The sequence below is a fragment of the Brevundimonas diminuta ATCC 11568 genome (genome assembly GCF_000204035.1).
Classification (GTDB): domain Bacteria; phylum Pseudomonadota; class Alphaproteobacteria; order Caulobacterales; family Caulobacteraceae; genus Brevundimonas; species Brevundimonas diminuta.
Map to the genome: position 1 here is coordinate 1,290,130 of NZ_GL883086.1, position 14,702 is coordinate 1,304,831.

The window sequence follows — 14,702 nt, forward strand, 5'->3', positions numbered from 1 at the left end:
TTTCGGCGCAGCCCCCTCTCAGCTCGCGCACGCCCAACGGCCTCAAGCAGCGAAAAGCGCGGTAGGCCAAACAAAAAGAGCGGCGCCTTTCGACGCCGCCCTCTTCTGTCTTTCAGGTCTGAACCCGGATCAGTCGGCCGACTGCTCCAGCTCCAGGGCCAGGTCCGCGGGAAGCGGCTCGACCGCGTCTTCGCGGGCCTGGGTCAGCTCAGCGTCACGCTCGTTGGCGATCTTCTGCAGGCTGCGCAGGTAGGAGCCCGTGCCCGCTGGGATCAGGCGACCCACGATCACGTTTTCCTTCAGGCCTTCCAGCGTGTCCTTCTTGCCGTGGACCGAAGCCTCGGTGAGGACGCGGGTGGTCTCCTGGAACGAGGCCGCCGAGATGAAGCTGCGGGTCTGCAGCGACGCCTTGGTGATGCCCAGCAGGACCGGCTGCACGGTGGCGATGCGGCCGCCGCGCTTCTCGACCTTGGCGTTCTCGATGTCGACTTCGACCCGATCGACGTGGTCGCCCTTGATGAGCGTCGTCTCAGCGGAGTCGATGACCTCGACCTTCTGCAGCATCTGACGGACGATGACTTCGATGTGCTTGTCGTTGATCGGCACGCCCTGCAGTCGGTAGACCTCCTGCACTTCGTTCACCAGATACTCGGCCAGCGCCTCGACGCCCTGGATGCGCAGCAGGTCGTGCGGATCCGGGTTGCCGTCGATGATGTAGTCGCCCTTCTGGATCAGATCGCCGTCGTGGACGGAGATGTGCTTGCCCTTCGGGATCAGGAACTCGACCGCTTCGCCCTGGTTGCCGTCGGCATCCGGCTCCGGGGTGATCTTGATGCGGCGCTTGTTCTTGTAGTCGCGACCGAATTCGACGCGACCGTCCATCTCCGCGATGACCGCGCAGTCCTTCGGACGACGGGCTTCGAACAGTTCGGCCACGCGCGGCAGACCGCCGGTGATGTCGCGGGTCTTGGCGCCTTCGGTCGGGATACGGGCGATGATGTCGCCCGGCTTGACCTCGTCGCCGTTGGCCACCGACAGGATGGCCCCCACGGGCAGCAGGTAACGCGCGTCAGAACCGCTCGACAGCTTGGCGTAGCTGTCGCCCTGGGTGACGCCCATGGCCGGACGCAGGTCCGCGCCGCGCGGGCTGGCGCGCCAGTCGGAAACGACGCGCTGGGCGATGCCCGTGGCCTCGTCCGTCTCTTCCTTGACCGACAGGCCCTCGACCAGATCCTCGAAGCGCACCACGCCGCCGACTTCCGTCAGGATCGGGGTGGTGTACGGATCCCACTCGGCCAGGCGTTGGTTCTTGACCACCTCGCCGCCGTCCTTGACGCGCAGGCGCGCGCCGTACGGCACCTTGTAGGATTCGCGGTCCTTGCCGTCGACGGTCACGGTGACCACGACGTTGCGGCTCATGGCCACCGGATCGCCGTGAGCGGCGATAACGGTCGGGCCGACGACCTTGATGACGCCCGCGTTGGTCGCCTCGAAGAACGAGGTTTCCGCCACCTGGGCCGTACCGCCGATGTGGAAGGTACGCATCGTCAGCTGGGTGCCCGGCTCGCCGATCGACTGGGCGGCGATGACGCCGACCGCTTCGCCGATGTTGACGTTGGTGCCGCGCGCCAGGTCACGGCCGTAGCACATGCCGCAGATGCCGGCGTCGGCTTCACACGTCAGGGCCGAACGGACCTTGATGGACTGGACGCCGACCTTGTCGATCAGCTCGACTTCCTCTTCCTGCAGATAGGTGTCCGCAGGGAACAGGACTTCGCCGCCCGGCTCCTTGATGTCCTCGGCCGCGTAACGGCCCAGGACGCGCTGGCCCAGCGAGACGAGCACGTCGCCGCCTTCGACCACGGCGCGCAGGGTGATGCCGCGCGTCGAGCCGCAGTCTTCCTCAGTGACGATGGAGTCCTGCGCCACGTCCACCAGACGACGGGTCAGGTAACCCGAGTTGGCGGTCTTCAGCGCGGTGTCGGCCAGACCCTTACGGGCGCCGTGGGTCGAGTTGAAGTACTCAAGGACGGTCAGGCCTTCCTTGAAGTTCGAGATGATCGGCGTCTCGATGATCTCGCCCGAGGGCTTGGCCATCAGGCCGCGCATGCCGCCCAGTTGCTTCATCTGAGCCTGCGAGCCACGAGCGCCCGAGTTGGCCATCATGAAGACCGAGTTGATGTCCGGCTCCTGACCCTTGATCAGGATGCGCGGCTGAGCGATTTCGCCCATCATCTCATCGGCGATCTTGTCCGTGGCCTTGGCCCAGGCGTCGACGACCTTGTTGTACTTCTCGCCCTTGGTGATCAGGCCGTCAGCATATTGCTGCTCGTACTCTTCCACCTGGGTGCGGGTTTCGTTGACCAGCTGTTCCTTCTTGGCCGGGATGACGATGTCGTCCTTGCCCACCGAGATGCCGGCCTTGGCCGCTTCGCGGAAGCCCATCTGCATCATCTGGTCAGCGAAGATGACCGTCGCCTTCTGACCGCAGTGACGGTAGACCTGATCGATCAGGTTGCCGATTTCCTTCTTGGTCAGGTTCTTCTCAAGAAGCTTGTAGCCGATGTTCGGGTTCAGCGGCAGCAGCGCGCCCAGCTTCATCCGGCCCGGCGTGGTGTCGATCACCTTGGTCACGACTTCGCCGTCCGAGTTCATCTCGGTCCAACGCGCCTTGATCTTGGTGTGCAGCTTGACGACCTGGGCGTCCAGGGCCGCGTCAATCTCGCCCATGTTGGCGAACAGCTTGCCTTCGCCCGGCTGGTTCTCCTTGACCAGCGACAGGTAGTACAGGCCCAGGACGATGTCCTGCGACGGCACGATGATCGGCTTGCCGTTGGCGGGCGACAGGATGTTGTTCGTCGACATCATCAGCACGCGCGCTTCCAGCTGGGCCTCGAGGCTCAGCGGGACGTGCACGGCCATCTGGTCGCCGTCGAAGTCAGCGTTGAACGCCGTACAGACCAGCGGGTGCAGGCGGATGGCCTTGCCCTCGATCAGCTTGGGCTCGAACGCCTGGATGCCCAGACGGTGAAGCGTCGGCGCGCGGTTCAGCAGAACCGGGTGCTCGCGGATGACCTCGTCCAGGATATCCCAGACGGCGGGCTGCTCGCGCTCGACCATGCGCTTGGACTGCTTGACGGTGCCCGACAGGCCCTTGGCGTCCAGACGCGCGTAGATGAACGGCTTGAACAGCTCCAGCGCCATCTTCTTGGGCAGGCCGCACTCATGCAGCTTCAGCTCGGGGCCCACGGTGATGACCGAACGGCCCGAGTAGTCGACGCGCTTGCCCAGCAGGTTCTGACGGAAGCGACCCTGCTTGCCCTTCAGCATGTCGGCCAGCGACTTCAGCGGACGCTTGTTCGCGCCGGTGATGACGCGACCGCGACGGCCGTTGTCGAACAGGGCGTCGACGGATTCCTGCAGCATCCGCTTTTCGTTGCGGATGATGATGTCCGGCGCGCGCAGCTCGATCAGGCGCTTCAGGCGGTTGTTCCGGTTGATGACCCGGCGGTACAGGTCGTTCAGGTCCGACGTCGCGAAGCGGCCGCCGTCCAGCGGCACCAGCGGACGCAGTTCCGGCGGGATGACCGGCACGATGGTCAGGATCATCCACTCGGGCTTGTTGCCCGACTCGATGAAGGCTTCCATCAGCTTCAGACGCTTGGAGGCCTTCTTGGCCTTCAGCTCCGACGGGCTGTCGGCCAGTTCGGCGCGGTGCTTCTCGGCCTCGGCGTTCAGGTCGATCGCCATCAGCAGGTTGCGGACCGCCTCGGCGCCGATCTCAGCGGTGAAGCCGTCGTCGCCGAACTCTTCCTGATAGTGATAGAATTCGTCTTCCGTCAGCAGCTGGTTCTGCTTCAGCGGGGTCAGGCCCGGCTCGGTGACGATGTAGTTCTCGAAGTACAGGACGCGCTCGACGTCCTTCAGCGCCATGTCCAGCATCAGCGAGATGCGCGACGGCAGCGACTTCAGGAACCAGATGTGGGCGACCGGGGCAGCCAGGTCGATGTGACCCATGCGCTCGCGGCGAACGCGAGCCAGGGTGACTTCAACGCCGCACTTCTCGCAGATGATGCCCTTGTACTTCATGCGCTTGTACTTGCCGCACAGGCATTCGTAGTCCTTGGTCGGGCCAAAGATACGGGCGCAGAACAGGCCGTCACGCTCGGGCTTGAACGTGCGGTAATTGATGGTTTCCGGCTTCTTGATCTCGCCGAACGACCACGAACGGATCTTCTCCGGCGAGGCCAGGGCGATCTTGATCTGGTCGAAGGTCGGGGTGACCGGGACCGGGTTGAAGATGTTCAGGACTTCCTGGTTCATCTTTATTCCTTCTGCGGGAATGCCCCGCGAAAATCATTCAGAGAGGAGAACAGGCGGACCGCCCTCCCCCGCCGAAGCGAGGAAGGGCGCTTGATCCGGTCAGCTGTTTTCCAGCTCCACGTTCAGGCCCAGCGAGCGCATTTCCTTCACCAGCACGTTGAAGGACTCGGGGATGCCGGCCTCGAAGCTGTCGTCGCCGCGGACAATGGCCTCGTAGACCTTGGTCCGGCCGGCTACGTCGTCCGACTTCACCGTCAGCATTTCCTGCAGGGTGTAGGCGGCGCCGTAAGCTTCCAGAGCCCAGACCTCCATTTCCCCGAAGCGCTGACCGCCGAACTGCGCCTTACCGCCCAGCGGCTGCTGGGTGACGAGCGAGTACGGGCCGATCGAGCGGGCGTGGATCTTGTCGTCGACCAGGTGGTGCAGCTTCAGCATGTACACATAGCCGACCGTGACCGGACGCTTGAACTGCTCGCCCGTCTGGCCGTCGAACAGGATCGACTGCCCCGAACGATCCAGGTCCGCCGACTCCAGCAGGTCCTCGATGTCCGAGATACGCGCGCCGTCGAAGACCGGAGTCGCGAACGGAACGCCCTTGGACAGGTTCTGGGCCAGTTCGATCAGCTCTTCGTCGCTCTGCGGCAGCGGGGTGTCGGCGCCGTAGATCTGGGTCAGACGCGACACCAGGGCGTCGCGCATGCCGCCGTCCATCCACTGCTCGAGCAAGCCCTTGATCTGCTTGCCCAGGCCAGCGGCGGCCCAACCCAGGTGGGTTTCGAAGATCTGGCCGATGTTCATGCGCGACGGCACGCCCAGCGGGTTCAGAACGATGTCGACGTGGGTGCCGTCGTCCAGGTGCGGCATGTCCTCGATCGGCAGGATCTTGGAGATGACGCCCTTGTTCCCGTGACGGCCGGCCATCTTGTCGCCCGGCTGAAGCTTGCGCTTCACGGCCACGAAGACCTTGACCATCTTCATGACGCCAGGCGGCATCTCGTCGCCGCGCTGCAGCTTCTCGACCTTGTCTTCGAAGCGACGGTCGAGGGCCTTACGGGCGTCCTCGAACTGCTTCTTCATGGCCTCCAGCTCGCCCATCGCCTTCTCGTCGTCGAGGGCGACCTGCCACCACAGGCCCTTGGACACTTCGGCCAGCTTCTCTTCGGTGACCTCGCCGCGGCCCATGCCCTTCGGGCCGGACACGGCGGTCTTGCCGAGCAGCAGCGGCTTCACGCGGCCGTAGACGTTGCGCTCAAGGATCTTGAGCTCGTCGTCGCGGTCCTTGCCCAGACGCTCGATCTCGGCGCGTTCGATGGCCACGGCGCGCTCGTCCTTGTCGATGCCGTGACGGTTGAACACGCGCACGTCGACGATGGTGCCGGCGACGCCCGGCGGCAGGCGCAGCGAGGTGTCGCGCACGTCCGAAGCCTTCTCACCGAAGATGGCGCGCAGCAGTTTCTCTTCCGGGGTCATCGGGCTTTCGCCCTTCGGCGTCACCTTGCCGACCAGGATGTCGCCCGGCTGGACCTCGGCGCCGATGGCCACGATGCCCGCTTCGTCCAGGTTGCGCAGGGCTTCCTCGCCGACGTTGGGGATGTCGCGGGTGATTTCTTCCGGACCCAGCTTGGTATCACGCGCCATCACTTCGAACTCTTCGAGGTGGATGGAGGTGAAGATGTCGTCGCGCACGATGCGCTCGGAGATCAGGATGGAGTCTTCGAAGTTGTAGCCGTTCCAGGGCATGTAGGCGACCAGGACGTTGCGGCCCAGAGCCAGTTCGCCCAGGTCCGTCGACGGACCGTCGGCGATCACGTCTCCGGCCTTCACCTCATCGCCCACGCGCACGATCGGGCGCTGGTTGATGCAGGTCGACTGGTTGGAGCGCTGGAACTTCGACAGGCGATAGATGTCGACGCCCGAACGACCGGCGTCCACGTCGCCCGTGGCGCGAACCACGATGCGGGTGCCGTCGATCTGTTCGACCACGCCGTCACGACGGGCGATCACGACAGCGCCGGAGTCCACGGCCACGACCGCTTCCATGCCGGTACCGACCAGCGGCGCGTCCGACTGCACCAGCGGCACGGCCTGACGTTGCATGTTGGCGCCCATCAGCGCGCGGTTGGCGTCGTCGTTTTCCAGGAAGGGGATCAGGGCGGCGGCGACCGAAACGACCTGTTTCGGCGACACGTCCATCATGTCGACCGTTTCCTTGGTCAGCAGCTGGGAGTCGCCGTTGATACGGCCCGGCACCAGCTCCTCGACGATCTCGCCGTCCTTCAGGTCGATGTTGGCCTGGGCGATGACGTGCTTCGCCTCTTCCATGGCCGAGATGTAGACCACCTCGTCCGTCGCCTTGCCTTCGACCACGCGACGGTACGGGCTTTCGATGAAGCCGTACTTGTTCACGCGGGCGTGGGTGGCCAGGGAGTTGATCAGACCGATGTTCGGGCCTTCCGGCGTTTCGATCGGGCAGATGCGGCCGTAGTGCGTCGGGTGAACGTCGCGGACTTCAAAGCCCGCGCGCTCGCGCGTCAGACCGCCCGGGCCAAGCGCCGAAAGGCGACGCTTGTGGGTGATTTCCGACAGCGGGTTGGTCTGGTCCATGAACTGCGACAGCTGCGACGAGCCGAAGAATTCACGCACAGCCGCGGCGGCCGGTTTGGCGTTGATCAGGTCGTGCGGCATGACCGTGTCGATATCGACCGAGGACATGCGCTCCTTGATGGCGCGCTCCATGCGCAGCAGGCCGACGCGGTACTGGTTTTCCAGCAGCTCGCCCACCGAACGCACCCGGCGGTTGCCCAGGTTGTCGATGTCGTCGATCTCGCCGCGGCCGTCCTTCAGGCCGACCAGGATCTGCAACACCTTCAGCACGTCGTCCTTCTGCAGGACGCGGATTTCGTCCGAAACCTCGGGGGTTTCCAGACGCATGTTCATCTTGACGCGGCCCACGGCCGACAGGTCGTAGCGCTCGGCGTCGAAGAACAGGGAGTTGAACATGGCCTCGGCCGCTTCCGGCGTCGGCGGCTCGCCCGGGCGCATGACGCGATAGACGTCGAACAGCGCATCCTCGCGACCCGTGTTCTTGTCCACGCGCAGGGTGTTGCGCATGTAGGCGCCGACCGTCACGTGGTCGATGTCCAGCACGTCGATGGTGGTGAAGCCGTTGGCTTCCAGCAGTTCGATCGCGGCGGCGTCCAGCTCGTCGCCCGCCTCGGCGTAGATTTCGCCGGTCTGGTAGTTGACGGCGTCAGCGGCCAGATACTTGGTCAGCAGGGCGTCAGCCGCCAGCGACAGCGACTTCAAACCGCCGTCGGCCAGCTTCTTGGCGGCGCGGGCGCTGATCTTCTGACCGGCCGGGGCGACCACTTCGCCGGTGTCGGCGTCGACCAGATCGAACTCCGGCTTCACGCCGCGCCAGCGCTCCGGCTTGTAGGGGGTGACCCAGCCTTCGCCGCGCTTCTCGTACGGAACGGTCTCGTAGAAGGTCTTGAGGATCTCTTCCCCGTCCATGCCCAGGGCATAGAGGAAGGTCGAGGCCGGCAGCTTACGGCGGCGGTCGATACGGACGTAGACGATGTCCTTGGCGTCGAATTCAAAGTCCAGCCACGAGCCGCGATAAGGGATCACGCGGGCGGCGAACAGCAGCTTGCCCGACGAGTGGGTCTTGCCCTTGTCGTGGTCGAAGAAGACGCCCGGCGAGCGGTGCATCTGCGAGACGATCACGCGCTCGGTGCCGTTGACGATGAAGGTGCCCTTGTCCGTCATGAGCGGGATGTCGCCCATGTAGACGTCCTGCTCCTTGATGTCCTTGACCGAACGGGCGCCCGTTTCTTCCTCGGTCTCGAACACGATCAGGCGCAGCTTGACCTTCAGCGGCGCGGCATAGGTCATGTCGCGCTGGATGCATTCCTCGACGTCGTACTTCGGGTCTTCAAACTCGTAGGAGACGTATTCCAGGACGGCGCGCTCGTTGAAGTCCTTGATCGGGAAGACCGACTTGAAGACCGCTTCAATGCCCTCGTCGTTGCGCAGACCGGGGCGCGACTCGCGCTGCAGGAACTGCTCATAGGAAGCGCGCTGAACCTCGATCAGGTTCGGCATCTGCACGGCTTCGGGGATGCGCCCGAAGCTGTAGCGAATGCGCTTCTTGCCGGTAAACGACGTGGCGGCAGCGATCTTACCCAAGGCGAGACCGTCGGTGGACTTGGCCATTCTGTTTTCCCAATCGCGGCCCCTTGCGAGGCCCGCTCTCAATGCAGCAGCCACGGCGCGCCGACCGGCGATCCGTGACCGTAAATGTCTCTCGGCGCCCACCCTCGATCCGCGAGCGGATCAGGACGCCTGGATGTATCCGCCCCCTTGGGGAGGGGCGACGCCTTCGCACCGGTCGGAGGGCGACAAACCGGGCCTCGGCGCTTTCGCGCGGGATTCAGGGAATCTGCGAACGCGCATATATACGCCCTTCTTCGGCGAAATAAAGGCCCCTCACGCGAGCAGTCGACAGTTTCAATCAGCGTGATAAGCCTAGCCTTATGAAGCACATCGCCCTGCCCGTTCTCGCCGCCCTGTCGCTTGCCGCCTGCGCCTCGACGCAAGACGCTCGTCTCGCCGAACCGCGCACGCCCGTCGGCCCCGCTACCCAAGAGAACTGGGAGGTCGGCCAGGCCGCCTATCTGATGTGGAACAGCCAGCAGCGCGGCTGGACCGTCACGCCCTCCGGTCTGCAGTATCGTCGCGTCGGCAAGGCCAACCCCAAGGGCGAGCAGCCGACGGCGACCGACACGGTCAAGGTCCACTATCGCGGCACATTCATCGATGGGCGTGAGTTCGACAGCTCCTACTCGCGCAACGAACCGACCAGCTTCCCGCTCAACCGCGTCATCAAGGGGTGGACCGAGGGCGTGGCCCTTATGCGCGAAGGCGAGACCTATGAGTTCGTCATTCCCGCCGAGCTGGCTTACGGCCCGCGCTGGATGGGCACGGAAATCCCCGCCAACTCGGCCCTGCGCTTCACGGTCGAGCTGCTTGAGGTGAATCCCGCGAACTGACGGGTCGCTCCCCCGACACGGAAACGTCATCCGGCTTGACGGCGCCTGCGACACGCTGTCGTCTGCGCCTCCTTGTCGAGGCCGCGAGGGGGCGGCCGTAACCGGGTAATTCTGTGATGAAGCGTTTTCTCCTGGCCGCCAGCGCCTCGGCCATCCTCCTTGCCGTGGGAGCGCCCGCCCTGGCCCAGGTGGGAACGCCCGCCCTGCCCGTCGCCTTGGCGCCGATCCCGGCGGCCAAGGACGAGGCCTATCCCGGCGTCATCAAGCTGGACGTCGACGCCACCGACATCGACCGCCGCCTGATCCAGGTGCGCCAGACCATCCCCGTCAGCGGCCCCGGCCCTCTGGTCCTCTTCTATCCGCAGTGGATTCCCGGCAACCACGGCCCGGTCGGCCCCGTCGCCAACGTCGGCGGCCTGACCTTCACCGCCGAGGGGCGGCGGCTGGAGTGGGTGCGCAACACCGTCCAGCCCTGGGCCTATCAGATCGAGGTTCCGGCCGGCGTGACCGAGGTCGAGGCCGCCTTCCAGTGGCTGACGCCCATTGAAGGCAATCAGGGCCGCGTCGTCGTCACGCCCGAGATGCTGAACATCCAGTGGGAAAAGGCCCTGCTCTATCCGGCGGGCTATTATTCGCGTCAGATCACCTTCCGGCCGACGCTGAAGCTGCCTCAGGGCTGGAACTACGGCGTCGCCCTGGACACCGTCAGCTTCGAGAACGGCCTGGCGACCTTCGCCCCCATCACGCTGGAGCATCTGGCTGACAGCCCCGTCTTCGCCGGCGCCCACTATCGCCAGATCGACCTGGATCCGGGCGGCCGCTCGCCGGTGCGCCTGAACGTCGTGGCCGATGACGCCAAGATGCTGGAAGCGACGGACGAGCACGTCCAACTGCACCGCAACCTGGTCCAGCAGGCCGACCGCCTGTTCGGCGCGCGCCACTTCAACCACTACGACTTCCTGCTGGCCGTGACGGACAAGCTAGGCGGCATCGGGCTGGAGCACCACCGCTCGTCCGAGAACAGCGTCGATGTGAAGTATTTCACCGATCGAGAGGCGACCCTGGCCGACCGCGACCTGCTGGGTCACGAATACACCCACAGCTGGAACGGCAAATGGCGCCGCCCGGCCGACCAGTTGACGCCCAATCTGAACGAGCCGCTGCAGAACTCCCTGATGTGGGTCTATGAAGGCCAGACGCAGTACTGGGGCCTGGTCCTGACCGCCCGCGCGGGCCTGATGTCCAAGCAGCAGGCGCTGGACGTCCTGGCCATGAGCGCCGCCAGCTTCCAGCACATCCCCGGCCGCCAGTGGCGCGCCATGCAGGACACCACCAACGACCCCATCATCAGCCAACGCCGCCCCCAACCTTGGAGCAGCTATCAGCGCAGCGAGGACTATTACCGCGAAGGCGCGCTGATCTGGCTGGACGCCGACACCCTGATCCGCGAGCGGACCGGCGGGAAGAAGTCGCTGGACGACTTCGCCAAGGCCTTCTTCGGCGTCGAGGACGGCGACTGGGATCCGGCCCCCTACACCTTCGCCGATGTAACCTCGACGCTGAATGGGGTGCAGACGAACGACTGGGCCGCCTTCCTGCGCGAACGTCTAGACGCGGTCGGCCCCGACTCGCGCGGACCGCTGGACGGCATTGAGCGCGGCGGCTACCGCCTGGTCTTCAAGGAGGAGCCGTCCGGCTACATGGGCGCCCTCTACAAGGAGCTGGGGCGCAACGACTTCACCTATTCGCTCGGCTTCATGATGAACGGTGCGAACAAGATCACCTCCGTCCTGTGGGGCGGGGCGGCCTTCGAACAAGGCCTGACCTCAGGCTGGGAAGTCGTCGCCGTCGGCGGGCGCGCCGCATCGGCCGACGCGCTGAAAGAAGCCGTCACCGCCGCCAAGGGGACGTCCGAACCGATCGAGCTGATCCTCAAGAACGGCGACCGCTTCCGGACGGTGCGCTTCGACTACCACGACGGCCTGCGCTATCCGCATCTTGAACGGATCGAAGGCACGCCCGACCGACTGGGCGACATCCTGTCGCCTCGCCGCCGATAACGCCTCCTGCCAAGCCTAATACCGACCGCTTTCTGAGTTCTGGATACCCGATGACCCGACGCCTGCCCGCCGCCGCCCTCGCCCTGCTGCTGACCTCGGCCGCCTCGACCGCGCTCGCTCAGCAATGGACCGGCCCGCAGGCCCCCGCCGCGCCGACGCCGCAGAACACGCCGCTGGCCCTGCCCCGCGCTCTGCCGCCGATCCCGGCGCCGACGGCAGAGGCCTATCCCGGCGTCATCCGCTATGAGGTCGACGCCACCGACGTAGAGAAGAAGATCGTCCGCGTGCGCCAGACCATCCCGGTCACGCCCGGCCATCTGGTCCTGCTCTATCCGAAATTCCTGCCCGGCAACCACGCGGCGACCGGCCCGATCCAGCTGATTTCGGGCGTGACCGTCCAGGGGGGCGGCGCCCGCATCGACTGGCTGCGCGACACCATCGACCCCTACGCCTTCCACATCGAGGTGCCGCAGGGCGTCAGCGAGATCACCGTCGACTTCCAGTGGCTGACCCAGCCGGACAGCTCGACCTGGCGCGTGGTCATGACGCCCGAGATGGTCAATCTGCAGTGGGAGAAGGCCCTGCTCTATCCGGCGGGCTATCGCTCCACCGGCATCACCTTCGCCCCGTCGATCCGCCTGCCGCAGGGCTGGAAATACGGCGTGGCGCTGGATACCGAGAGCTTCGTCGACGGCCTGGCGACGTTTGCGCCGACCGACCTCTACACCCTGATCGACAGTCCCCTGTTCGGCGGCGCCAACTTCCAGCGCATCGCCATCGACCCGCGCCGCGGAAACGGCGAAGGCGCCGTCCACCTGAACATCGTCGCCGATTCGGCCAAGGATCTGGCCCCCACGACCGAGCAGTTGGGCTGGTTCGAGAACCTGGTCACCCAGACTGACCGCCTGTTCGGCGCCCGCCCCTATGACCGCTACGACTTCCTGGTCGCCGCCACGTCGAAGATGGGCGGCATCGGCCTGGAGCATCATCGCTCGTCCGAGAACTCGGTCCCGACCGACTTCTTCACCAACTGGGGCAAGAGCATGGGGGCCGTCGGCCTGCTGCCGCACGAGTTCGTCCACGCCTGGAACGGCAAGCGCCAGCGCCCGGTCGACGAACTGACCGCCAACCACAACATCCCGACCCAGAACACCCTTCTGTGGGTCTATGAGGGTCAGACGGAATACTGGGGCGATGTGCTGACCGCCCGCTCGGGCCTGGCCTCCAAGGAAGACATTCTGGTCACCGTGGCCGAGAACGCCGCCTTCTATGACAACCAGCCGGGCCGCGAATGGCGCCCGCTGCAGGATGCGAACAACCACAACCTGCTCGGCTATCGCACCTCGAACCCCTATTCGTCGTGGATGCGCGGCACGGGCGACTACTACCGCGAGGCACTGCTGATCTGGCTGGACGCCGACACCCTGATCCGCGAGGCGACGGGCGGGAAGAAGTCGCTGGACGACTTCGCCAAGGGCTTCTTCGGCGGCGACGACGGCTCCTGGGCGCCGCGCGGCTATACGTTCGACGACGTGGTCGCGGCGCTGAACGCGGTCCATCCGCACGACTGGGCGACCTTCCTGCGCACGCGCCTGGACGCCAGCGGCCCGGACGCCAAGGCCCCGCTGGATGGTCTGGCGCGCGGCGGCTACCGCCTGACCTACACCGACACCCTGACGGCCGACGAGAAGCGCATCCAGTCGGGCTGGGCCAACGACTTCCAGTATTCCCTGGGCTTCACCCTGTCCTCGTCGAACAAGCTGACCGGCATTCGCTGGGGCGGCCGCGCCTTCGAGGCCGACATCGGGCCGGGCTGGGAGCTGGTCGCCGTCAACGACATCGCCGCCTCGGCCGAGAAGCTGCGCGACGCCGTCACCGCCGCCAAGGGAACCGACGCCCCGATCCGTCTGCTGCTCAAGAACGGCGACCGCTACCGCACCGTCGATTTCGACTATCACGACGGCCTGCGCTACCCGCGCCTTGAACGCATTCCTGGCACGCCGGATCGGCTGGGCGACATCCTCAGCCCGCGCCGTCGCTAAGGACTCGAGGCGCGCCGAGCAGATCACGGCTTGGCGCGACCGGCCGGGGCGGTTTAACCTGTCAGGGACGGGCGCCGCTTCGGACCGCCCACATGAGAACTCGGCCCATGCCGGAGACCCCTGGCGCGCCCGGACGGCGCGACACGCGGTCCCTGCCTCGGAGGCCCCGCAACAGCGGTGCTTTCGATCGAGATGCGCCCCTCTACGGCGCGCTCGACCTGGGGACCAATAATTGCCGCCTGCTGATCGCGCGTCCGGCGCGTGACGGCTTTCGCGTGGTGGATTCCTTCAGCCGCATCGTACGCCTTGGCGAGAGCCTGTCGCGCACCGGCCGCCTGGACGATCGGGCGATGGACCGGGCCTATGACGCCCTGGCCCTGTGCGCCGAACGCCTGGTGCGCAAGGGCGTCGATCCCAACCGCCTGACCGCCGTCGCCACCCAGGCCTGCCGCATGGCCGAAAACGGCCCCGCCTTCGTCGAGCGGGTACGGCGCGGCACCGGCCTGCGGCTTCGGATCATCGATCCCTCCGAGGAAGCCGCCCTGTCGGTCGCGGGCTGTCTCAACCTGTTCGATCCGCGCGCCGAGGCGGTGCTGGTGATCGACGTGGGCGGCGGCTCGACCGAACTGTCCTGGCTGATGAAGGGACCGCGCGGCTTCGAAACCGCGGCGTGGATGTCAGCGCCGCTGGGCGTGGTCAGCCTGGCCGAACGCCACCCCGAGCCGGATGGCAGCCCGCCCGAATGGTATGAGGCCATGGTCGCCGACTTCGGCGCCGCCATCGCTACGGGCGGTCCCAAAGGCCCCGACTTCCTGACGCGCGTAGGCGCCGGGCGCGGGCATATGGTCGGCACCTCCGGCGCCATCACCAGCCTGGCCGGGATTCATCTGGAGCTGAAACGCTATCAGCGCGATCTGGTCGACGGCCTCTGGATGACGCGCGGCGACTGCGAAAAGGCGGCCGACCGCCTGATCGCCCTCGGTCCCATCGGGCGCGCGGCTGAGAACTGCATCGGGCCGGACCGCGCCGACCTGGTGTTGGCGGGCGCGGCGATCCTGGAAGCCGTACAGCGCGCCTGGCCGTGCGAGCGGGTGCGCGTGGCCGACCGCGGCCTGCGTGAAGGCCTGCTGCTGCAGAAGATGCGCGAAGACCGGCAGCCTAAGCCGCGTCGTCGCCGGCGTCGCAGGGGCGGCGGTGGTGCTGGCGCTGGCGGCGGCCAATAATCG

Annotated in this window: 6 protein-coding genes; 4 read left to right on the plus strand and 2 right to left on the minus strand. The window is 66.1% G+C overall.

The genetic code is table 11. The features are described 5' to 3' along the window. Positions 1-129: 129 nt before the first annotated feature. Together rpoC and rpoB are read right to left on the minus strand one after the other, a co-directional pair. Complete coding sequence (gene rpoC / locus BDIM_RS10165; RefSeq protein ID WP_003165509.1) at positions 130-4,323, minus strand: DNA-directed RNA polymerase subunit beta'; 4,194 nt, start codon at positions 4,321-4,323, stop codon at positions 130-132. A gap of 99 nt (positions 4,324-4,422) precedes the next feature. Continuing rightward, on the minus strand, positions 4,423-8,538 hold the full coding sequence (gene rpoB / locus BDIM_RS10170; protein WP_003165510.1) for a DNA-directed RNA polymerase subunit beta: 4,116 nt from the start codon (positions 8,536-8,538) through the stop codon (positions 4,423-4,425). Between the two features lie 320 nt (positions 8,539-8,858). Here rpoB and BDIM_RS10175 point away from each other — a divergent pair, with 320 nt between their 5' ends. The 4 genes from BDIM_RS10175 to BDIM_RS10190 all read left to right on the plus strand — a co-directional run bounded on the left by BDIM_RS10175 (position 8,859) and on the right by BDIM_RS10190 (position 14,699). Beyond that, entirely contained in the window at positions 8,859-9,374 is a 516-nt protein-coding gene (locus tag BDIM_RS10175) for an FKBP-type peptidyl-prolyl cis-trans isomerase (RefSeq protein WP_003165511.1), read from the plus strand. Between the two features lie 116 nt (positions 9,375-9,490). Continuing rightward, complete coding sequence (locus BDIM_RS10180; protein ID WP_040345706.1) at positions 9,491-11,434, plus strand: M61 family metallopeptidase; 1,944 nt, start codon at positions 9,491-9,493, stop codon at positions 11,432-11,434. Between the two features lie 50 nt (positions 11,435-11,484). Further along, positions 11,485-13,476 (plus strand): M61 family metallopeptidase, encoded by a 1,992-nt coding sequence (locus BDIM_RS10185; protein WP_003165513.1) that lies wholly within the window; start codon positions 11,485-11,487, stop codon positions 13,474-13,476. A 107-nt stretch (positions 13,477-13,583) separates the two neighbouring features. Beyond that, entirely contained in the window at positions 13,584-14,699 is a 1,116-nt protein-coding gene (locus BDIM_RS10190; protein ID WP_003165514.1) for a Ppx/GppA phosphatase family protein, read from the plus strand. Positions 14,700-14,702 lie beyond the last annotated feature (3 nt).

What these genes read in the sequence shown, in the direction of transcription:
- BDIM_RS10180 (WP_040345706.1), top strand. Translation starts at nt 9,491, where the DNA reads ATGAAGCGTTTTCTCCTGGCCGCCAGCGCCTCGGCCATCCTCCTTGCC.
- BDIM_RS10185 (WP_003165513.1), top strand. Translation starts at nt 11,485, where the DNA reads ATGACCCGACGCCTGCCCGCCGCCGCCCTCGCCCTGCTGCTGACCTCG.
- BDIM_RS10175 (WP_003165511.1), top strand. Translation starts at nt 8,859, where the DNA reads ATGAAGCACATCGCCCTGCCCGTTCTCGCCGCCCTGTCGCTTGCCGCC.
- rpoB (WP_003165510.1), bottom strand. Translation starts at nt 8,538, where the DNA reads ATGGCCAAGTCCACCGACGGTCTCGCCTTGGGTAAGATCGCTGCCGCC.
- BDIM_RS10190 (WP_003165514.1), top strand. Translation starts at nt 13,584, where the DNA reads ATGCCGGAGACCCCTGGCGCGCCCGGACGGCGCGACACGCGGTCCCTG.
- rpoC (WP_003165509.1), bottom strand. Translation starts at nt 4,323, where the DNA reads ATGAACCAGGAAGTCCTGAACATCTTCAACCCGGTCCCGGTCACCCCG.